We start from the raw sequence: 18,939 nt of genomic DNA, 5'->3' as shown, positions 1-18,939 counted from the left end.
CCCCTCCGACCGACCCCCGCAGGAGGCCCGGGTGCCCGGACCGACGCCCAGCCAGCCCGGCTGGTACCCCGACGCCGACGGCAACCAGCGCTGGTACGACGGCAACGCCTGGACCGACCACGTCCGGACGGACCCCTCGGCACCGGCCACGCCTGGTGCGCCTGCTGCGCCCGTCGGTGGGGAGACGGTCGCCGTACCGCCGGCCGGCGGCGACCCGGGGGCACCGGAGCCGACCGCGGTGCTGCCGCCCCCGCCGCCCGGACCGCCGCCGGGCTACGCGCCGTACGCGCCGGGGCAGGGGCCGGGTCCGGGACTGGGTGCGCCCTCGCTCGAGGTCGGCGGTGGCAAGGGACTGCGGGTCGCGATCGCCGTGCTCGGCGTCGTCCTGCTCCTGGCGATCGTGGTCGTCGGCGGCATCGTGCTGCTCGGCAAGGACGACGGCGACAAGAACAAGGACGAGAAGGTCAGCGAGGACACCTCCACCACCACGGACGGGCCGACCGACGCGCCGTCGACCTCGCTCGACCTGCCGACGATCAACCCGTCGGACTTCCCGACGGAGTTCCCGAGCGGGCTGCCGACCGACCTGCCGAGCATCCCGTTCCCGACGAAGCTGCCGAGCGAGTTCCCGACCGGCCTGCTGCCGGACGACTTCCCGACGAACCCCTCCGAGCTGGAGTCGTGGTTCAGCGAGTTCCTCGAGCAGGTGAGCCCGCGGTGAGCCTGCCTCCTCCGCCGCCCGGGCCTCCGCCGCCGCCTCCCTCGGGGCCTCCACCGCCGCCCGGGCCGCCGCCGTCGTTCGCGCCGCCCCTTCCTCCAGGTCAAGGCCCGGCCAAGGGCAAGGGTCTGTGGATCGGGCTCGGGATCGTCGGCGTCCTCGCTCTCGTGGGCGTGGTCGTGGGTCTGGTCCTGGTCCTGACCGGCGGTGACGACGGCGACGACCGTGGCGACGGCGGTGACCGGGACGACCGGAACAGCAGCGCCCGATCCCCGGAGGACGTCGTCGACGACGTCCTCGACGCCGCCGAGGACGGCGACTGCGCCGCGGCCGAGAAGCTCCTCACCGAGACCGCCCGGGCGGCCCGGCCGTGCGAGAGCGACGAGTTCCAGCTGCTCTCGGCCGAGGACGTCGACGCCGAGGTCGGCCGGGGGAGCATCGACGGCTCGACGGCGACCGTACCGGTGCGGTTCACCAGCCCCGAGGGCTCGACGGACTACCTCTTCAGCCTGGAGCAGGTCGACGGCGCCTGGCGGGTCGCGTCCTATGCGGCCGGTCGCTCGACCGGCGCCCCGAGCACCCCCAGCAGCCCGAGTGCCTCCAGCAGCCCGAGCGCGACGGCCACGGCCACGGGTACGCCGAGCGGCACCAGCACCGCGTCCGCCGTGCCCAACGAGCCGGCGGCCGTGGTCGAGGCCTTCCTCGATGCGGCGTTCGCCGGCGACTGCGCGACCGCCGAGGAGCTGGTGACCAAGGCGTACCTCAAGGCCAACGGCCGCTGCGCCAACGACGCGATCCCCACCGAGCTCGGCAACCAGGTCACCTACGACGTCGGCAAGGCGAGTGTCGACCAGGCCCGCGGTACGGCGAGCGTCGCGGTCGAGATCACCGCCTACGGCAAGAGCCAGGAGACGGCCGTCAAGCTCGTCCAGGAGGACGGTCGCTGGCTGATCGACCGGGCCGGCGACCAGACCGGCTGAACGGATTTCGCGCAACCGGTGGAGCGGACCGGGCCGCGCTCCTAGGCTGAGGCCATGACGCAGCCCCCGCCGTACGGTGTCCCGCCGCAGCCCGGCGTCCCGCCGCAGCCCGGCGTCCCGCAGGGCTACCCGCAGCAGCCGGCCCCGCCGCCGGCGTACCTGGGGGGCGGTCAGCCGGGTCATCCCGGACAGCCGGGCTACCCCCCGGCCGGCTACGGCGTCCCGACCGGCCCGGGCCTGCCGCCCCCGCCGGCCAGCGCGAAGCGCACGATCGGGTTCACCATGGGCCTGCTCACGGCGATCGCGCTCATCGGGTTCGTGGTGGTCGTGGCGATCATCACCGCCGGCTGAGGCTGATCCGCTCCGCGGCGCCCCGCGGCGCTCCGGCGCCGGCGGCGGGCCTCCGCTCGCGTGACATGATGCGGCCCGGTCCGCGCTGCCCGCAGGCTGCTCGCCGTCTCGAGGAGTGAATCCGCATGCCCGACCCGAACCAGCCCCCCGTCCCCGCCGGGTGGTACGCCGACGGGCTGGGCGGTCAGCGCTGGTGGGACGGCACCGGGTGGACCGAGCACACCCAGCCCCCGCCGCCGCAGCAGCCTCCGGCGCCCCCGGCGCCGCTGCCCCCGGCACCACAGCCCCTCGCCTCCGGCAGCAACAAGACCCTCGTCGTGCTCCTCGGCGCCGGCGGCGGCGCGCTCGTCCTGCTGGTCCTGGCCGTCGTCCTGGTCCGGGGCCTGACCGGTGGCGGACCGGAGGCTGTCGCCGAGGACTACCTGCAGGCGCAGTTCGAGAGCGACTACGGCAAGGTCTGCGAGCTGACCGCCGAGGACGCCCGGCAAGCCCTCCTCGACCTCCGCGACGCCGACGACTGCGGCGAGCTCGCCGAGAGCACCGCGAAGGACGAGGAGGAGGCGGCCGAGGACTACGAGGACCAGCTCGACCTGTCCTTCGACGAGATCCGCGGCAACTTCGACCAGGAGGTCGAGATCACCGACGTCGACGAGCGCGGCGACGACGAGGTGGTCGTGTCGGTACGCCAGACCACGGACTACAAGGGGGACGATGCCTTCCTCGACGAGGTCCTGGAGGGCGAGAGCCACCACAGCCGGAGGTTCGACATGCTCCTGGTCGAGGAGGACGGCGACTGGAAGGTCGCCGAGCCCGAGTACAGCGGCAACTAGGGAGTCACGATGAGGTCCTTCACCGCAGTCGTCACGGTCCTGCTCGCCACCCTGCTGGCGCCGTTCGCGATCGGCGCCACCTGGGTGACCGAGCGCGTCGACGACCGCCAGGCGTACGTCGACACGGTCGGCGACCTCTCCGACGACGCCGTCGTGCAGCAGGTGCTCGCCGACGCCGCGGCCGACGCGGCGGTCAAGGGCCTGCAGAAGCACATCCCCGTCGGCCTGCCGAGCGCCGTGCGCGAGTGGGCCCGGGCGGCAGCGCTCAAGGTGGTGCGCAGCCCGGACTTCCCGACGTTCTGGCGCCAGGCCAATGCCGACCTCCACCAGCAGGTGCTGGCGATCCTCGACGACCCGGACGCGTCGACCGAGGGCTCGATCACCGTCGACGCGAGCCCGCTGGTGGCGCAGGTGCTGCTCCAGCTCGAGGACCGGGGGATCCCGGTCGGGCTGCTGCCCACGATCCCGCTCGACGTCCCGGTCGAGACCAAGGCCAAGGTGGCCGAGGCCGGTCCGGCGTACCGGGCCGCCGACCGGGTCAACCGGCTGCTGCCGATCGCCTGGGCGGCGTTGGTGCTGCTCGGACTCGCCGCCGCGCACGGGTGGCGCGGCCGGGTGCGGACCGCCGGCTTCGCCCTGCTGGGCGCGGCGCTGGCCGCCGTCGTCGTCCTGCTCGCCGTGGACCCGGCGACCACCGCCGCGCTCGACCAGGTCGACGCGAGCCGCCGGGAGCTGGTGGGCGTCATGCTCGATGCGGTGGTGGGCTCACTGGCGCCCTATGCGCGTGGGTTCCTGGTCGCCGCTCCCGTCGGGCTGGTCCTGGTCGGGCTCTCGCTGTGGCCGCGGCGCGAGCGGGCCGCCGCGGAGCCCTACCCCTACCCGCACCCGCAGGAGCAGTACTGACCGGTCGGGGCGACACCGCCACCCGGCCGTGCCGCCCGCCGTGGGCGGCGCAGGCGCTCCCGCCCGCTTCGGCGATTCCTGGTGCGCGGGACCAGATCACTCCCTAGGCTCACACGAGTGAGTGATCAGTTCCCGCCGCCCGGACAGCCCGGCGAGCTCCCCCCGACGCAGATCGCGCCCACGTCCGGCGGTGCGCCTGTTCCTCCTCAGCAGCAGCCCCAGCAGCCCTACGGCCAGCCGCAGCAGCCGTACGGCCAGCCCCAGCCGCCCCAGCAGCCCTACGGCCAGCCGCCCGCTCCCGGCGGCTACCCCGGCCAGCCCGGCGGCTACCCCGGCGGTCCCGGTGGTCCGGGTGGTCCCGGCTACCCGGGCGGCTTCCCGGCGCCGCCGGCCGGCGGCAGCGGCGGGGGCGGCAAGAAGGGCCTGATCATCGGCATCGTCGCCGGTGTGGTGGTCCTCGTCCTCGGGGTGGCGGCGATCCTCGCCTTCACCGTGTTCAAGGGCGATGACGACGACAAGAAGGCCAGCGACGAGAAGACCTCGCAGAGCCCGACCGACGAGCCGACGGACGAGCCCACCGACGAGCCCACCGACGAGCCGACGGAGGAGCCGACCGAGACCGACTCGCCGACGGGCAGCCTCGGCGACGCTCCGACCGACGACCCGACGATCACCGCCCGGGCCTTCCTCGACTCGCTCCTCGAGGGGGACTGCCTGGCGGTCGAGGGGCTGACCACGCCGGACTACTTCGCCTCGGAGTTCACCGACCAGGCCGGCTGCAAGAAGGTCGCCGGCAACCTGACGATGTCCAACGCCGAGTACACATTCGAGGACCCGACCACGGTCGGCGACATCTCCGAGGTCAAGGGCGACGTCTACGCGCCCAACACCAAGAAGACCCTCCAGTCCACCTGGGCGCTCGACGGATCGTCGGGCACCTGGCTGGTCAGCGGGTACAGCTACGTAGAGAAGAAGTAGGCAGGACGACGGCCCGGGCAACGCACGCCCGGGCCGTCCTTCACGAGTCGGACATGGGGACGAGTATCGTGGCGGTGAGCGTGTGTTCCGGATCACACGTCACGCCACCCCTGTGACCGAGCCGGACCACGGAACGACCCCTAACCGTTCCGCGGCGGCGACCCCGCCGGGACGGACGCAAGGAGTGGTGATGACCGACCCCGTCTTCGGACCGCCGGCCCCCGAACCGGCCGACCCCGAGCTCGTCCAGCTGCTGACGCCCGAGGGGGAGCGGGTCCACCATCCGGGCTTCGACCTCGACTTCACCCCCGACGAGCTGCGCGGGTTCTACCGCGACATGACGCTCGTACGCCGTCTCGACATCGAGGCGACCGCGCTCCAGCGCCACGGTGAGCTTGGCCTGTGGGCCCAGCTCCTGGGCCAGGAGGCCGCGCAGATCGGGGCGGGACGGGCGCTGGCTCCCCAGGACTACGTCTTCCCGACCTACCGCGAGCACGCCGTCGCGTGGTGCCGCGGGGTCGACCCGGTCAAGCTGCTCGCGCTCTTCCGCGGCGTCGACCAGGGCAGCTGGGACCCCGACGAGCACAACTTCGGGCTCTACACGATCGTGATCGGCGCGCAGACGCTCCACGCCACCGGCTACGCCATGGGCGTCCAGCGCGACGGCCTGGTCGGCACCGGCGACCCCGAGCGCGACACCGCGGTGGTGGCCCACTTCGGCGACGGCGCCTCGTCCCAGGGCGATGTCAACGAGGCGTTCGTGTTCGCGGCCTCCTACAACGCCCCGGTGGTGTTCTTCTGCCAGAACAACCAGTGGGCGATCTCGGAGCCGTTCGAGCGCCAGTCCCGGATCCCGCTCTACCGCCGCTCCCAGGGCTTCGGCTTCCCCGGCATCCGCGTCGACGGCAACGACGTCCTCGCGACGTATGCCGTGATGCGCGCCGCGCTCCAGCGGGCCCGCGAGGGCCAGGGCCCGATCCTGATCGAGGCCTACACCTACCGGATGGGCGCCCACACCACGACCGACGACCCGACGCGCTACCGGCTCAGCGACGACGTCGAGCACTGGAAGCTCAAGGACCCGATCGCCCGCCTCGAGGCCTACCTGCGCCGCAACGGCCTGGCCGACGACGAGTTCATGGCCGCGGTCGCCGCCGAGGCCGACGCGCTCGGCGAGCGGATGCGGCGCGAGTGCCATGCGCTGCCCGATCCCGACCTGCGCGACATGTTCGCGCTGGTGCACGCCGAGCAGACGGCCGAGCTGGCCGCCCAGCAGGCGGCCTACGACGCCCACGCCGCGTCGTTCGAGGAGGTGACGGCATGACCACGATGACCCTGGCCAAGGCGCTCAACGCCGGTCTGCGCCGCGCGATGGAGGACGACGACAAGGTCGTCGTCATGGGCGAGGACGTCGGCACGCTCGGCGGCGTCTTCCGGATCACCGACGGCCTCCAGAAGGACTTCGGCGACGACCGCGTCATCGACACCCCGCTCGCGGAGTCCGGCATCGTCGGCACCGCCGTGGGCCTGGCGATGCGCGGCTACCGCCCGGTCGTCGAGATCCAGTTCGACGGCTTCGTCTACCCCGCCTACGACCAGATCGTCTGCCAGGTCGCCAAGCTGCACTTCCGCAGCCAGGGCCGGATCCGGATCCCGATGGTCATCCGGATCCCGTTCGGCGGCGGCATCGGCGCCGTCGAGCACCACAGCGAGTCGCCCGAGGCGCAGTTCATCCACACCCCGGGGCTCAAGGTCGTCGCCTGCTCCAACCCGGCCGACGGCTACGCGATGATCCAGCAGGCCATCCACGCCGACGACCCGGTGATCTTCCTCGAGCCCAAGCGGCTCTACCACTCGGCCAAGGCCGACGTCGACGAGGCGGCACCGCCCGCGCCGCTGTGGCAGTCGCGCGTGGTCCGGCCCGGCGCGGACGCCACGCTCGTCGCCTACGGCCCGACCGTGTCGACCTGCCTGGACGCCGCGACCGTCGCCGCCGAGGAGGGGCGCTCGCTCGAGGTGATCGACCTGCGCACCCTCTCGCCGCTCGACCTGCTGCCCGTCCACGAGTCCGTACGCCGGACCGGCCGGCTCGTCGTCGTCCACGAGGCCCACCAGACGCTCGGCCTCGGCGCCGAGATCGCCGCCCGGGTCACCGAGGAGTGCTTCCACTCGCTCGAGGCGCCCGTGCTGCGAGTGACCGGCTACGACACGCCCTACCCCCCGGCGCGGATCGAGGAGGCCTTCCTCCCCGACCTCGACCGGGTGCTCGATGCCGTCGACCGCACCTTCGGGTTCTGAGGAGCGCCGCCCCATGTCGAACGAGTTCAAGCTCCCCGACGTCGGCGAAGGCCTGACCGAGGCCGACATCGTCGCCTGGCGGGTCAAGACCGGCGACGTGATCGCCATCAACGACATCGTGGTCGAGATCGAGACCGCCAAGTCCATCGTCGAGCTGCCCTCGCCCTACGCCGGCGAGGTGCTCGCGCTCCTGGTCGCCGAGGGCGACACCGTCGAGGTCGGCACGCCGATCATCCGGATCGGCGAGCCCGGCTCCGCGCCGGCCCCCGCCGCGACCCCCGCGCCCGCGGCACCGGCCGCGGCACCGGCGTCCGCCGGCCCCGAGGTGATCGACACCAACGTGCCGCCCGAGGGCAACGCCACGCTGGTCGGATACGGACCCAAGCAGCGTGCGCTCAAGCGGCGCACCCGCAAGGGCGAGACCGTGCCCGAGGCCGAGGCCGAGGCCGAGGCCGCGCCCGCACCGGTCCCGGAGGCCGCGCCGGCGCCCGCCCGTCCGATCCGCGCCCTCGCCAAGCCGCTCGTACGCCGTCTGGCCCGCGACCTCGGCGTCGACCTCACCGCGCTCGTCCCCACCGGCCCGCGCGGCACGGTCAGCAAGGAGGACGTCCTCGCCGTGGCCGCCGGAGGCGCCCCTGCCCCCGCCGCCGCGCGCGTCGCCCCCGGTCCCGTGGTCGCCGACCCGGCGGGCCGCGAGACCCGTGAGCCGATCAAGGGCGTCCGCAAGAACATGGCCGCGGCGATGGTCTCCTCGGCCTTCACCGCGCCCCACGTCACCGAGTGGGTCACGATCGACGCGACCGCCACGGTCGAGCTGGTCGCCCGGCTCAAGGAGCGCCGCGAGCTCGCCGGGCTCAAGGTGAGCCCGCTGCTCGTCATCGCCCGGGCCTGCCTGCTCGCGCTGCGCCGTACGCCGCTGCTCAACTCGACCTGGGACGAGGCCGCCCAGGAGGTCGTGGTCAAGCACTACGTCAACCTCGGCATCGCCGCGGCGACCCCGCGCGGGCTCGTCGTCCCCAACGTCAAGGACGCCCACGCGCTCTCGCTCGTCGAGCTCGCCCAGGCGCTCGAGGCGTTGACGGCGACCGCGCGCGAAGGACGGACCCAGCCGGCCGACCTGTCCGGTGGCTCCTTCACGATCACCAACGTGGGCGTGTTCGGGGTCGACGGCGGGACGCCGATCATCAACCCCGGCGAGTCCGCGATCCTGTGCCTCGGCGCGATCAAGGCGCAGCCGTGGGTGGTGGGGGACCAGGTGGTCCCGCGCCAGGTGATGACGCTGTCGCTGTCCTTCGACCACCGCCACATCGACGGCGCGACCGGCTCCCGGTTCCTCGCCGACGTGGCCGACCTGGTCAGCGATCCCGCCACGGCGCTGCTCTTCTGACCCGCGGCCGCATGGACGACGCGCAGCCGGGGCTGGCCGGCTTCCTCGGCACCGACCGGCCCCGGGTGCGCTGGTTCCACGCCGCCTCGGACCTGCGCGACTTCATGATCACCACGTTCCGGGTCAGCCCGGAGCGGCTGGCGCGGCACCTCCCCGCGGGCTACGTGCCCGAGGTGGTCGAGCTCGCCGGCGGACCCGCGGCGCTGGTCTCGGCGGTCGCCTTCCGCGACGAGAGCTTCCACTTCCGCGGGCTGCCGCGGGTCGCGATCACCTGCGGGCAGGTCAACTACCGCGCCTACGTACGCCGCGACGGCGTCCGCGGCGCCTGGTTCCTCGGCACCGCCTTCGACCACCCGACCGTCGTGCTGCCGCGGCGGCTGTGGGGGATGCCCTGGCGCCGCGAGCGGATCGACCTCACCGCCACCTGGGACGACGGCCGCGCGTCGTGGGCGCTCCGCACCGACGAGGCGACCTGCCGGGCGAGCGAGGCGGCCGCCGTACCGGCGGGGCTCGACGGGTTCGCCACCGAGCGCGACTGGCAGGCGCTGCTGACCCACCCGACGGTCGGCTGGTACCGCCGCGGCAGGGCCGGCCGCGTCGGGACCTACAGCATCTGGCACCCGCCGATGGCCGCGCGCCACTTCGTCGCGGCCGAGGCGCGGTTCCCGTTCCTGGAGCGGCTCGGGCTCGTCCAGCCGGGCCAGGAGCCGCACTCGTTGCTCGGCCAGGAGCTGCTGCCCTTCGACATCCACACCCCGCCGCGCCGGGTGCGAGGACCGGTCATCGCGACGCCGTGACCAGTCCGGCCAACCGCTCGCGTCGAGCCGCCAGTGCGGCCTGCTCGGCATCGAGGCGGGCGGCGATGGCGTCCAGCTCGGCGCGCAGGTCGGGGCACAGCTCGAGATAGGTGCCGTGGCGGCCCTCGCGGGCGCAGTCGAGGAAGCGACGGATGGTCGCGGTGCCGATCCCGGCAGCGAGCAGGGTCCGGATCTGCGCGACCCGCGCGACATCGGCCGCCGCATAGGTGCGGTAGCCGCCCGTCGTGCGGTCGGGGACGAGGAGGCCCGTGTCCTCGTAGTGCCGCAGCGCCCGGGTGGACGTCCCCGTGCGGCGGGCGAGCTCGCCGATCAGCATCCGGTTCCTCCGCTTGACCTTCACGCCGGCGTGAACCCCTACGGTCCTCGCCATGACGACGAGTGCAACCCCGCCGCGCGCCACGATCATCCACGGGTACGGCGCCACGCCGGCCGATCACTGGTTCGGCTGGCTCGCGGCACGGCTCGCCGAGGCCGGCTGGGCGAGTGTCGTCCCCGCCCTGCCGGAGCCGGACTCACCCGACCCGGACCGGTGGCTCGCCGCCACGGCCGCGGCGGTCGGGACACCCGGAGCCGGCGACCTCGTCGTCGGGCACAGCCTCGGCTGCCTCACCGTGCTGCGCCACCTCGCCGCGCTGCCCGGTGACTGGCGGCTCGGCCGCCTCGTGCTCGTCGCCGGGTTCGTGGACCCGCTCCCCGCGCTGCCCGGCCTGGACCCCTATGTCGCCGGTGCGGTCGCGGGCCTCGACCGGATCGCGTCCCGGACCGGCGAGGTCACGGTGCTCCGCTCCGACGCGGACGCCTACGTCCCCGCCGGGCACACCGACCGGCTCGCCCACCTGCTCGGCGTACCGGTCCGGGTGGTGCCCGGCGCCGGCCACTTCCTCGCCGAGGAGGGCGTCACCACGTTGCCGGCCGCGCTCTGAGCCGCCGGCTCAGGAGTCCTTGATCCGGATCAGCCCCACGATCGTCGCGACGTACAGCGCCCCGTCGGGGCCGAGGTAGATCGACGCGTAGTGGTTGTTCCACTGGATCCCGGTGCCGGTCAGCCGGCTCCAGCGGGTCTCGCCCGTGCGGATGTCGATGGCAGTGACGTACCAGGCGTCGAGGATGTTGCCCGGCGGCTTGGAGTACACGTAGACCAGCCCGTTGCCGAGCGAGGCCTTCGGCACCGACGTCGGCGCGACGGTGGGGTTGGTCCAGGCGACGCGGCAGCCGTCGTCCTTGATCATCACCCGCGAGACGCCGGGCGTCGTGGACTTGCCGAGCAGCGTGGACTGCACGCCGGCGTAGCCGTAGTTGTTCTCGATGATCACCGACTCGCCCGCCGCGACGAGGCTGTTCTCGGTGGTGCTGGCGCCGTCGGCGAGCACCGGGATCGAGCAGTGCTCGCGCTGGCCGGCCGGTACGCCGGTACGCCGGTCGTAGACGATCACGTGGCTGCGCGGCTCGGCGTTGTCGGCGATCGCGATCCACTTCTCGCCGATGAGGGTGGGCGAGGTGCCCGAGCCCTGGGAGAGCATGCCCGGCTTCTTGCGGGTGCCGCGGTCATAGGGGATCGCCCAGGTCACCTCGGGCGTGCCGTCCGCGGCCGCGTCGAGCCGGTAGGTCTGGTGGGTCGAGACGAAGTAGACGCCGCCGGTCTCGTCGGTCGACACCGAGTTGAAGATGCCTTCGCCGGCGGGCAGCCGCAGCGTGCGCACCGCGCCGCTGGCCCGGTCGAGCGTGCCGACCGTGCCCTGCTGGCTGAACCACCACAGGCGCCCGGACCAGTCGACGCCGGTCGCGACGAGGCAGTCCCCCTCGGGCAGGTACGACGCCAGCGGCCACCGCCGGCCCTTCACGAGCCCGCCCGCGGCGGTCACGCTGACCTCCGCGATCGCGGAGTCGGTCGTGGTCGCGAAGGCGCGGTCGTCGCCATCGAGGAAGAAGTACGTGCCCCCGCAGATGTCGGTGAGCGGGTTCGCACCCGAGGTCAGGTCCCGCTGGGAGAGCTGGAGCTGGGAGATCGCGCGCAGGGTGACCGGGTCGATCACCATGAGCGTGAAGCCCTCGAGTCCACCGCACAGGCCGACGATCCGGTCCCGGGAATCGAACGCGATGGTCGCGCACTCCCGGATCCCGTACGACGCCGTGCGCATCGTCAGCCCGCGCCCGGTCGGCCCCGAGACGGCGTACGCGTCGGTGCTGTAGGCGTCGTTGTGCATGCTGCTGCGCCCGTTGGGCGCGAGGAACGGGTTCTGCGGGACCGGTGGCGCCGCCAGCGGCTGCGGCGTGACGGCCGCCCCGGTGAACCGGGGGACCAGCAGGTCGGTGGGCAGCGGGGGGATCGGCAGCCCGGGGATCGTCGGCAGCGCCGGGAGCCCGGGCAGGGCCGGGTCACCGCCGGCCGCGGCCGAGGGGGATCCGGTGGTGCCGAGGGTCAGGGCGAGGACGCCGGCAGCGGCAGCAGCCGCCAGGGAGCGAAGGCGCATCCCGGGAGGGTAGAACGTGTTTCAGTCCCTGGGAAGGGTGCGCGGGCGCGCGGCCCGCTCAGGCCCGGGGCGGGGACTGCTTGTCGAGCAGCCAGGCGTCGAAGAAGGCGCCGAGGTCCTCGCCGGTCTCCTTCTCGATCCAGGCCAGGTAGTCGGCGCGGTCGGTCGAGCGGTTCTCACGGCTCGCGGGCCAGTCCTTCAGCAGCGCGAAGAACCGTTCGTCGCCGATCTTCTTGCGCAGCTCCTGCCACATCACGGCGGGGCCGTAGTAGATGTTGCCGTCGCCGAACTGCTGCGGGTCGTAGTCGCCCGGCGGCCCGGCGCCCGCGCGCAGGTCGTCCTCGAAGCCGGCCCACTCGTCCATCTTGCGGTCGATGGAGATGCCCTCCTGCTCGGCCTCCCACATGCCCTGGAGGTACATCGCCATGCCCTCGTTCATCCACACGTCGGACCAGTCCGCGGGCGAGACCGTGTCGCCGTACCAGTGGTGGGCGGCCTCGTGCACGACGACCGCGGGGGAGAGGCTGTACTCGGTGTTGCCGAGCGTGACCATGGTCTGGGTCTCCATGCCGCTCTCGTTGTCGACCACGACGATCCCGAAACTCTCGAACGGGTAGGGGCCGAGGGTCTTCTCCAGCCAGTCGATCGCGTCGGGCGCGGTGCCGGTGCCGCCGGGCAGGGCCTCGCCGTCGGCCGGCGCCCACACCTGGACCGGGACGCCACTCGCGGACTTGAGGTCGGTGCGCTGGTAGTGCCCGAACGCCACCGTCACCAGGTACGACGACGCGGGCTCCGCGAGGTGCCAGACGTCGGTGACCATGCCCTTGCGCGTGGTCGTGTCGGTGAGCACGCCGTTGGCCACGCCGGACCACGGCTCGGGCACGGTCAGGGTGAAGTCGTAGAGCGCCTTGTCGGCGGGCTGGTCGTTGACGGCGTACCAGGTGAAGGCACCGTAGGGCTCCTGCATGGTCCAGGTCTCGTGGTCGTCGGTGATATTCCAGCCCAGGCCCTGGCGGAAGTCCGAGCGGGTGCTGGGGGCGTCGGCGGGGACCGGGGTGCCGGCGTAGGCCAGCTCGACGACGTACTGCTGGTCGGCGGTGACGGGGTGGTCGATGGTGAGCCGGTCGTCGGCGCCGGTGAACGCGGCCTTCTCGCCGTCGACGGTCAGCGCCGAGACCTCGAGGGCATCGCTCAGCGCGAGCGGGATCTGTGCGGCGTCGGTGGTGGCGCGGAAGGTGAGCTTCTGCTTCGCGCTCAGCCGGTCCTGCTTCGGGTCCCAGGTCAGGTCGAGGGCGTAGTGCAGCGCGTCGACGAGCGGGTCGCCGACCTCGGGGTAGACCGAGTCCTCGCGGGTCTCGCTGCGGGCCACCGACAGGTCGCCGCGGTCGGTGACCCGGGTCGGCTCGCCGGTGGGGCCGGGGACGCCGGCGCCGGAGCCGGAGGACATCGGGTCGGCCCGGGTGCCGGCCGCGTCCTCGCCGCAGGCGGCCAGGGCCAGGCCGAGCGCCAGGGTCACGAGGGTGGCGAGTGCGCGGCGAGGAGTCACGGGCATGGGCTCATCCTTCCCGACGACGCCCAGACCGAACCGGCCCGGCGGGCAATCGACGTTTTGCGCACCGGTCGGCACCTCCCGGCAGCCGGAGCGGCGGACGGGGCGTTGGGGGGTCATGAGCTCAGAACGGGGCGGTCGGCGGACCGCGGAACCAAGCGAGACGCGGCGGTGGGCGGCCCTCGGCGTCCTCCTGCTGCCGGTGCTGCTGGTGTCGGTCGACAACACGGTGCTGGCGTTCGCGCTGCCGCAGATCTCGCTCTCCCTCGCGCCCGGGGCGACCCAGGTGCTGTGGATGGTCGACATCTACCCGCTGGTCCTCGCCGGCCTGCTGGTGCCGATGGGTGCGCTCGCCGACCGCTACGGACGGCGCCGGATGCTCTTCATCGGCAGCGTCGGCTTCGCCCTGGTGTCGGTCGCCGCCGCGTTCGCGCCGACCGGCGAGGCGCTGGTCGCGGCGCGGGCCGGGCTGGGGGTCTTCGGCGCGATGCTGATGCCCTCGACGCTCTCGCTCCTGCGCAGCATCTTCACCGACCGGGCGCAGCGTCGTACGGCGATCGCGATCTGGGCGGCGGGCTTCGCCTCCGGCTCCGCGCTCGGCCCGATCGTCGGCGGCTTCCTGCTCGCGCACTTCTGGTGGGGCTCGGTGTTCCTGATGGCGGTGCCGGTGCTCGTGCTGTTCCTGGTGCTGGCGCCCTTGCTGCTGCCCGAGTCGCGCGACCCCGACGGGCACCCGCTCGACCCGTGGTCGGCGGTGCTGGTGCTGGTCGCGATGCTCGCCCTCGTCTTCGGCATCAAGACCGCCGCCAAGGGCGGTGCGCTGGGGCTCGGCCTCGCCGCGCTCGCGGTGGGCCTGGTGGTGATCGTGGTCTTCGTGCGCCGCCAGCTGCGGCTCGCGCACCCGATGATCGACGTGCGGCTGTTCGCGACGGGCGCGTTCAGCGGCGCGGTGCTGGTCAACCTGCTGTCGGTGTTCTCGCTGATCGGGTTCCTGTTCTTCGTCTCCCAGCAGCTCCAGCTCGTCCACGGCTACGCGCCGATGGACGCCGGGCTCGCGCTGCTGCCGGGCGTGCTCGCGATGATCGTGGCCGGGCTGAGCGTCGTACCGATCGTCCAGCGGGTGCGGCCGGTGGTGGTCGTGTGCGGGGCGCTGCTGGCCTCGGGCGCCGGCTACGCCACCATCGCGCTCGGTGACGGGACGGTCGGCGTCACCACGATCATGGTCTCCTTCGCGCTGCTGGCCGCCGGGGTCGGCGCGGCCGAGACCGTGTCGAACGACCTCATCGTCTCGGCGGTGCCCGAGGCCCGGGCCGGGGCGGCCTCGGCGATCTCCGAGACCGCCTACGAGGTCGGGACCGTGCTCGGCACCGCGATCCTCGGCACGATCCTGACCAACGCCTACTCCGACCGGGTGGTGCTCCCCGACGGGCTCACCGCGGCCCAGGCGGCGACCGCCCGCGACACCCTCGCCGGCGCCACCCAGGTCGCGACCGAGCTGCCGGCCCGGACCGCCGAGGCCCTGCTCGCCTCGGCGCACCACGCCTTCGGGTCGGGCGTCGCGACGACCTCGCTCCTCGGTGTCGTCCTCAGCGGGGTGGCCGTGCTGCTGGCGGCACGGACCCTGCGCCACGCCCGCTAGGTGTACCCGGCCATCAGGTTGGTAGCAGCCGGCTGATCGGCGGCTTACCTCCGAGTGCGCTGTGGCGGCGTTCAGTGTTGTAGTGCTCGAGCCAGGGCGCAAGGGCGGCTACTCGCTCGTCGTTGCTGGCGAAGGCGCGACGGTAGGCCCACTCGGTGGTCAGGGTCCGGTTGAGGCGCTCCACCTTCCCGTTCTGCCAGGGACAGTGCGGCTTGATGAACCTCTGCTTGATGTCGTGCTCGGCGCATACGGCACGTAGCGACCATCGGTAGGCCCAGGCGTTGTCTGTCATCAGACGCTCGATCCGGGTGATGCCATGGGCTGCGAAGTAGTCGATCGCGCGCTCGAGGAACGCGGCGCAGGTCGGGCCCTTCTCGTCAGGCAGCACCTCGCTGTAGGCCAGGCGGGAGTGGTCGTCGACGAGTGAGTGAACGAAGTCGAACCCGACCTTGGTGTTGCGATCGCGCATGATCGACCCGGCTCCGCGGCCGTGAGCCTTCCAGCCGCCGCCGGCGGGGATCTTGCCGAGCTTCTTGACATCCATGTGGACCAGCTCGCCAGGCCGCTCTCGCTCGTAGCGGGTCGCGGTCTGCTTCGAGGATCGGATCACCTCGCCGGTGATCGGATCCAGCTCGCGAAGGTAGGGCACGTGGTGGCGGCGCAGGATCCGCGACACTGTGCGGGCAGGAACGCCGACCTTCGCTCCGAGGACATCGGGTCCGTCGCGATGCTCGGCACGCGCGGTGAGAACCTTCTGCTCGACCTCGTTGCTGGTCTTGGTGGGCATCGAGTGGGGGCGTGAGGAGCGGGTGGCCAGGCCGTCTTCGCCTTCGGCGGTGTAGCGGTCGATCCAGGTCTTCACGCACTTGCGGGACACGCCCATCGCCGCAGCGATGTGGGCTTGTTTCCAGCCTGCTTGGTGGCGTTGGACGATCAGGCGCCGACCGTGAACGGTCAGCCGGGCACTACCGTGGGACACGAGAACCTCCGGGTTGGAGTGGGCCTTAGACAAGCCACATCCCATTCGGAGGTTCTCGTTCGTTCAACCAGGCTCGCCGCTACCAACGTCCTGGCCGGGTACAGCTAGGGCGTGTCTCCCAAGTCCCCGCCTGCTGCGCGGTGTTTGCGACTCGATCTGGCGGCGTTGTCGCAGACTCGACGGGCCTCCGGCCCGCCTTCACTGCTCCGCCTTGCCAGATCGGCCGCAAACACCGCTCGCGACGGCGCGGACTTGGGAGACACGCCCTAGGCGACAACCTGAATCAGTGTCACGTTTTGCGTGACCTGGACCCGTCCCCCTCGTTGAGGAGTGATCGGGGTCACTCCGGTGCGCCCGGGGACAGGGAGGTAAGGCTGTGGCTGAGGACGTCGTGACGCAGGAGCAGGCGGGCGGGGCCCGCCGGGTCGGGCTCGCCGCGCTGGTGGCGCTGGCGGTCGTGGGGGTCGCCCTCGCGATCCCGACGAGCGGAGCCGGTGGCGGGGCGGTGACCCTGGCGATGGCCAACGAGCAGGCCAAGTCGGAGCGCGGGGTCCCGCACGACGACGCGCTCCTGCCGCCGCACGACCACAACGACCCGGCCACCAAGAACGACGTCTCCCGCGGCCTCGCCGTCGGCGACGAGGCGGTCGACCCGACCAGCGCGGCCGAGCGCCGCTCGGCGGAGAAGTACGTCGCCTCCCAGCGCGCCCTCCCCGACCCGCGGCTGACCACGGTCCGGGCCTACCAGCCGCGCACCGCCGTGCCCGCCGACCGCTACGCGATGGCCGGCGGCTGCTACACGCTGAGCACGCCGGCCGGCCGCTACGGCACCTACTACTTCAAGGCGACCCGGCTCGGCGGCTACCTGCTGCACACCCCGCAGGGCGAGCTCACGCTCCAGCGCAACGGCTCCGTCGCGGTCGCGGCCAAGCCGAGCGCCCAGGCCGACTGGACCGTCACCAAGACCGCGCGCGGCTTCGTGCTCGCGATCGGCGCCCGGGGGCTCGTCGCCCAGGCCGGCGGCGCGCTCGGCTCGGGGACCACCGGCACGCCGTTCCGGCTGGCGCTGGCGCGCAGCTGCCCGGCGTACCCGGAGGCGGGGATCGACGTGACGGGCGACCCGTTCGCGGGCGTGACGTCGTACCAGGAGGTGCGCGGGTTCGTCGACGCGCACACCCACGGCATGGCCTTCGAGTTCCTCGGCGGCAAGGTGCACTGCGGCCGGCCCTGGCACGAGTACGGCGCGCCGTACGCGCTCGACGACTGCGCCGACCACAAGATCACCGGCGGCAAGGGCGCGCTGCTCGAGTCGGTGCTCTCCGGCAAGGCCTCGCACGACCCGGTCGGCTGGCCGACCTTCAAGGACTGGCCGGCGCCGGAGTCGCTGACCCACGAGGGCACCTACTACCGCTGGCTCGAGCGGGCCTGGCGCGGCGGCCAGCGGCTGTTCGTCAACCTGCTCGTCGAGAACAACAAGCTCTGCCAGCTCTACCCGCTCAAGCGGAACTCCTGCGACGACATGACGTCCATCCGGCTCCAGGCCGCGGACATGGTGAAGATGCAGAGCTATATCGACGCCCAGTTCGGCGGCCCCGGCAAGGGCTTCTACCGGATCGTGAAGGACCCCTTCGAGGCCCGGCGCGTGATCAACGGCGGCAAGATGGCCGTGATCATGGGCATCGAGACCTCGATCCCGTTCGGCTGCACCTACAAGAAGGTGCTCGGGCGCGACCAGCCGGCCTGCACGCCGGGCGAGATCGACGCCAACCTCGACGAGATGCAGCGGCTCGGCGTCCGGCAGATGGAGCTGGTCAACAAGTTCGACAACGCCCTGGCCGGCGTCGCCGGTGACGCGGGCGCGATCGGGCCGCTCGTCAACGCCGCCAACTTCCTCGAGACCGGCTCGTTCTGGGCGATGGAGCACTGCGATCCCGCCGACGGCGAGTCCGCGGACAACGCCCAGATCACCATCCCCGACATCACCGCCGGCCAGCAGGACGCGCTCTTCGGGGCGCTCGGCAAGGTGCTCGGCATCCTGCCCGCGCTGCCGCTGTACCCGCAGCCCGCGCACTGCAACAAGCGCGGCCTGACCGAGCTCGGCGTGCACACGATCGAGGGGATGGCCCGGCGCAAGATGGTCTTCGACCCCGACCACCTCTCGGTCAAGGCCCGCGCCGCGTCGATGGACGTCATCGAGGACCTGCGCTACCCCGGTGTGATCTCCAGCCACTCCTGGTCGACGCCGGACACGTACCCGCGGATCTACAAGGCGGGCGGCTTCATCACGCCGTACGCCGGGGACTCGACCGGGTTCGTCGCCAAGTGGCGCCGGCACCTGGGCTGGGCCGACTCGCGCTACTACTTCGGCTTCGGGTTCGGTGCCGACATCAACGGCCTCGGCGCCCAGGGCAACCCGCGCGGCAAGGACGTGCCCAACCCGGTGAAGTACCCCTTCACCGGTCTGGGCGGCGTCCGGATCGACAAGCAGAAGGCCGGTCAGCGCACCTGGGACATCAACACCGACGGCGTCGCGCAGTACGGCCTCTATCCCGACTGGGTCGAGGACCTGCGCAAGGTCGCCGACGCCCAGCGCCGCGGCGACGGCGCCAAGATCGTCGACGACATGGCGCGCGGTGCCGAGGCCTACCTGCAGATGTGGGAGCGCACCTACGGCGTCCGCGCCGACTCGTGCCGCAACCCCGCGCTGCGGATGTCCAAGGCCAAGGCGCAGCGTCTCGCGAAGCGGATGGTGCGCACCCGGATGAGCACGCGTGATGTGATGGCGCGCGTCGGTCAGCCGTACGAGCGCCTCGGCACGAAGTTCGTCTTCTGCGCCAAGTCCAAGCAGAAGGCGAAGGTCAAGGTCGTCGTCCGCTTCGGCGCCGCCGGGAAGGTCAAGGCCGTCCGGTTCCGGTGAGGCGGGGATCACGGCGCGGCCGAAGTTACCTGTCGGTAGGATTCGGCGAAGCGCGCCCGCTGCGGGCGGTGCAGGTAAGGGTTGCCTATCGCGACCCGTCCCGCCCGTCGGCACTAGGCTC

At 72.7% G+C, this 18,939-nt stretch carries 17 protein-coding genes; 13 read left to right on the top strand and 4 right to left on the bottom strand.

Going from position 1 to position 18,939, the window contains the following annotated elements; genetic code table 11:
* Window positions 1–31 precede the first annotated feature (31 nt).
* The 10 genes from M0M48_RS20940 (at window position 32) to M0M48_RS20895 (ending at window position 9,242) form a co-directional block, all read left to right on the top strand.
* Window positions 32–721, top strand: coding sequence for a DUF2510 domain-containing protein (locus M0M48_RS20940; RefSeq protein ID WP_257752608.1), 690 nt, complete (start codon window positions 32–34; stop codon window positions 719–721).
* On the top strand, window positions 718–1,698 hold the full coding sequence (locus M0M48_RS20935) for a hypothetical protein (RefSeq protein WP_257754509.1): 981 nt from the start codon (window positions 718–720) through the stop codon (window positions 1,696–1,698). Before M0M48_RS20940 ends, M0M48_RS20935 begins: the two co-directional genes overlap by 4 nt.
* Before the next feature lie 54 nt (window positions 1,699–1,752).
* A complete protein-coding gene (locus M0M48_RS20930; protein WP_257752607.1) occupies window positions 1,753–2,049 on the top strand; it encodes a hypothetical protein in 297 nt (98 codons plus the stop codon).
* Window positions 2,050–2,174: 125 nt separating this feature from the next.
* Window positions 2,175–2,879: a DUF2510 domain-containing protein gene (locus M0M48_RS20925; protein WP_257752606.1), complete on the top strand. Its 705-nt coding sequence runs from the start codon at window positions 2,175–2,177 to the stop codon at window positions 2,877–2,879.
* 9 nt (window positions 2,880–2,888) lie between these two features.
* A complete protein-coding gene (locus M0M48_RS20920; RefSeq protein ID WP_257752605.1) occupies window positions 2,889–3,782 on the top strand; it encodes a hypothetical protein in 894 nt (297 codons plus the stop codon).
* A gap of 117 nt (window positions 3,783–3,899) precedes the next feature.
* Window positions 3,900–4,760, top strand: a complete 861-nt coding sequence (locus tag M0M48_RS20915; protein ID WP_257752604.1) for a hypothetical protein — start codon at window positions 3,900–3,902, stop codon at window positions 4,758–4,760.
* Window positions 4,761–4,950: 190 nt separating this feature from the next.
* A complete protein-coding gene (gene pdhA, locus M0M48_RS20910) occupies window positions 4,951–6,084 on the top strand; it encodes a pyruvate dehydrogenase (acetyl-transferring) E1 component subunit alpha (protein ID WP_215812689.1) in 1,134 nt (377 codons plus the stop codon).
* Complete coding sequence (locus M0M48_RS20905; protein ID WP_215812690.1) at window positions 6,081–7,058, top strand: alpha-ketoacid dehydrogenase subunit beta; 978 nt, start codon at window positions 6,081–6,083, stop codon at window positions 7,056–7,058. Before pdhA ends, M0M48_RS20905 begins: the two co-directional genes overlap by 4 nt.
* A 13-nt stretch (window positions 7,059–7,071) precedes the next feature.
* Window positions 7,072–8,445 (top strand): dihydrolipoamide acetyltransferase family protein, encoded by a 1,374-nt coding sequence (locus M0M48_RS20900; protein ID WP_257752603.1) that lies wholly within the window; start codon window positions 7,072–7,074, stop codon window positions 8,443–8,445.
* Between the two features lie 11 nt (window positions 8,446–8,456).
* Complete coding sequence (locus M0M48_RS20895; protein WP_257752602.1) at window positions 8,457–9,242, top strand: DUF2071 domain-containing protein; 786 nt, start codon at window positions 8,457–8,459, stop codon at window positions 9,240–9,242.
* Here the strand turns inward: M0M48_RS20895 and M0M48_RS20890 are convergent.
* Window positions 9,226–9,633 carry a MerR family transcriptional regulator gene (locus M0M48_RS20890; protein WP_257752601.1) on the bottom strand — a complete coding sequence of 136 codons (408 nt, stop codon included), beginning with the start codon at window positions 9,631–9,633 and terminating at the stop codon, window positions 9,226–9,228. The genes M0M48_RS20895 and M0M48_RS20890 overlap by 17 nt on opposite strands.
* On the opposite strand from M0M48_RS20890, the gene M0M48_RS20885 reads away from it, so the two are divergent.
* On the top strand, window positions 9,632–10,186 hold the full coding sequence (locus tag M0M48_RS20885; RefSeq protein ID WP_257752600.1) for an RBBP9/YdeN family alpha/beta hydrolase: 555 nt from the start codon (window positions 9,632–9,634) through the stop codon (window positions 10,184–10,186). The genes M0M48_RS20890 and M0M48_RS20885 overlap by 2 nt on opposite strands.
* 9 nt (window positions 10,187–10,195) lie before the next feature.
* On the opposite strand, the gene M0M48_RS20880 is transcribed toward M0M48_RS20885, so the two are convergent.
* Together M0M48_RS20880 and M0M48_RS20875 are read right to left on the bottom strand one after the other, a co-directional pair.
* Window positions 10,196–11,734, bottom strand: coding sequence for a hypothetical protein (locus tag M0M48_RS20880; protein WP_257752599.1), 1,539 nt, complete (start codon window positions 11,732–11,734; stop codon window positions 10,196–10,198).
* 58 nt (window positions 11,735–11,792) lie between these two features.
* Entirely contained in the window at window positions 11,793–13,286 is a 1,494-nt protein-coding gene (locus tag M0M48_RS20875) for a M1 family metallopeptidase (protein ID WP_257752598.1), read from the bottom strand.
* A gap of 199 nt (window positions 13,287–13,485) precedes the next feature.
* Between M0M48_RS20875 and M0M48_RS20870 the strand changes: the two genes are divergently transcribed.
* The gene (locus M0M48_RS20870) at window positions 13,486–14,922 is read left to right on the top strand and encodes an MFS transporter (RefSeq protein WP_257752597.1); all 1,437 of its coding nucleotides are present in this window, start codon (window positions 13,486–13,488) and stop codon (window positions 14,920–14,922) included.
* 13 nt (window positions 14,923–14,935) lie between these two features.
* Here the strand turns inward: M0M48_RS20870 and M0M48_RS20865 are convergent, their stop codons facing one another.
* Window positions 14,936–15,901, bottom strand: a complete 966-nt coding sequence (locus M0M48_RS20865) for an IS481 family transposase (protein WP_257750317.1) — start codon at window positions 15,899–15,901, stop codon at window positions 14,936–14,938.
* A gap of 376 nt (window positions 15,902–16,277) precedes the next feature.
* On the opposite strand from M0M48_RS20865, the gene M0M48_RS20860 reads away from it, so the two are divergent.
* On the top strand, window positions 16,278–18,818 hold the full coding sequence (locus M0M48_RS20860; protein WP_257752596.1) for a dipeptidase: 2,541 nt from the start codon (window positions 16,278–16,280) through the stop codon (window positions 18,816–18,818).
* Window positions 18,819–18,939 lie beyond the last annotated feature (121 nt).

It is taken from the genome of Pimelobacter simplex, assembly GCF_024662235.1.
Classification (GTDB): domain Bacteria; phylum Actinomycetota; class Actinomycetes; order Propionibacteriales; family Nocardioidaceae; genus Nocardioides.
Note: the sequence above shows the minus strand (reverse complement) of the source record. Positions and strands in the feature narration are given on the sequence as shown.

Excerpts from the sequence above, each read along its gene's own strand:
- M0M48_RS20930 (WP_257752607.1), top strand. The coding sequence starts at position 1,753 with ATGACGCAGCCCCCGCCGTACGGTGTCCCGCCGCAGCCCGGCGTCCCG.
- M0M48_RS20925 (WP_257752606.1), top strand. The coding sequence starts at position 2,175 with ATGCCCGACCCGAACCAGCCCCCCGTCCCCGCCGGGTGGTACGCCGAC.
- M0M48_RS20920 (WP_257752605.1), top strand. The coding sequence starts at position 2,889 with ATGAGGTCCTTCACCGCAGTCGTCACGGTCCTGCTCGCCACCCTGCTG.
- pdhA (WP_215812689.1), top strand. The coding sequence starts at position 4,951 with ATGACCGACCCCGTCTTCGGACCGCCGGCCCCCGAACCGGCCGACCCC.
- M0M48_RS20905 (WP_215812690.1), top strand. The coding sequence starts at position 6,081 with ATGACCACGATGACCCTGGCCAAGGCGCTCAACGCCGGTCTGCGCCGC.
- M0M48_RS20900 (WP_257752603.1), top strand. The coding sequence starts at position 7,072 with ATGTCGAACGAGTTCAAGCTCCCCGACGTCGGCGAAGGCCTGACCGAG.
- M0M48_RS20895 (WP_257752602.1), top strand. The coding sequence starts at position 8,457 with ATGGACGACGCGCAGCCGGGGCTGGCCGGCTTCCTCGGCACCGACCGG.
- M0M48_RS20885 (WP_257752600.1), top strand. The coding sequence starts at position 9,632 with ATGACGACGAGTGCAACCCCGCCGCGCGCCACGATCATCCACGGGTAC.
- M0M48_RS20890 (WP_257752601.1), bottom strand. The coding sequence starts at position 9,633 with ATGGCGAGGACCGTAGGGGTTCACGCCGGCGTGAAGGTCAAGCGGAGG.
- M0M48_RS20880 (WP_257752599.1), bottom strand. The coding sequence starts at position 11,734 with ATGCGCCTTCGCTCCCTGGCGGCTGCTGCCGCTGCCGGCGTCCTCGCC.
- M0M48_RS20875 (WP_257752598.1), bottom strand. The coding sequence starts at position 13,286 with ATGCCCGTGACTCCTCGCCGCGCACTCGCCACCCTCGTGACCCTGGCG.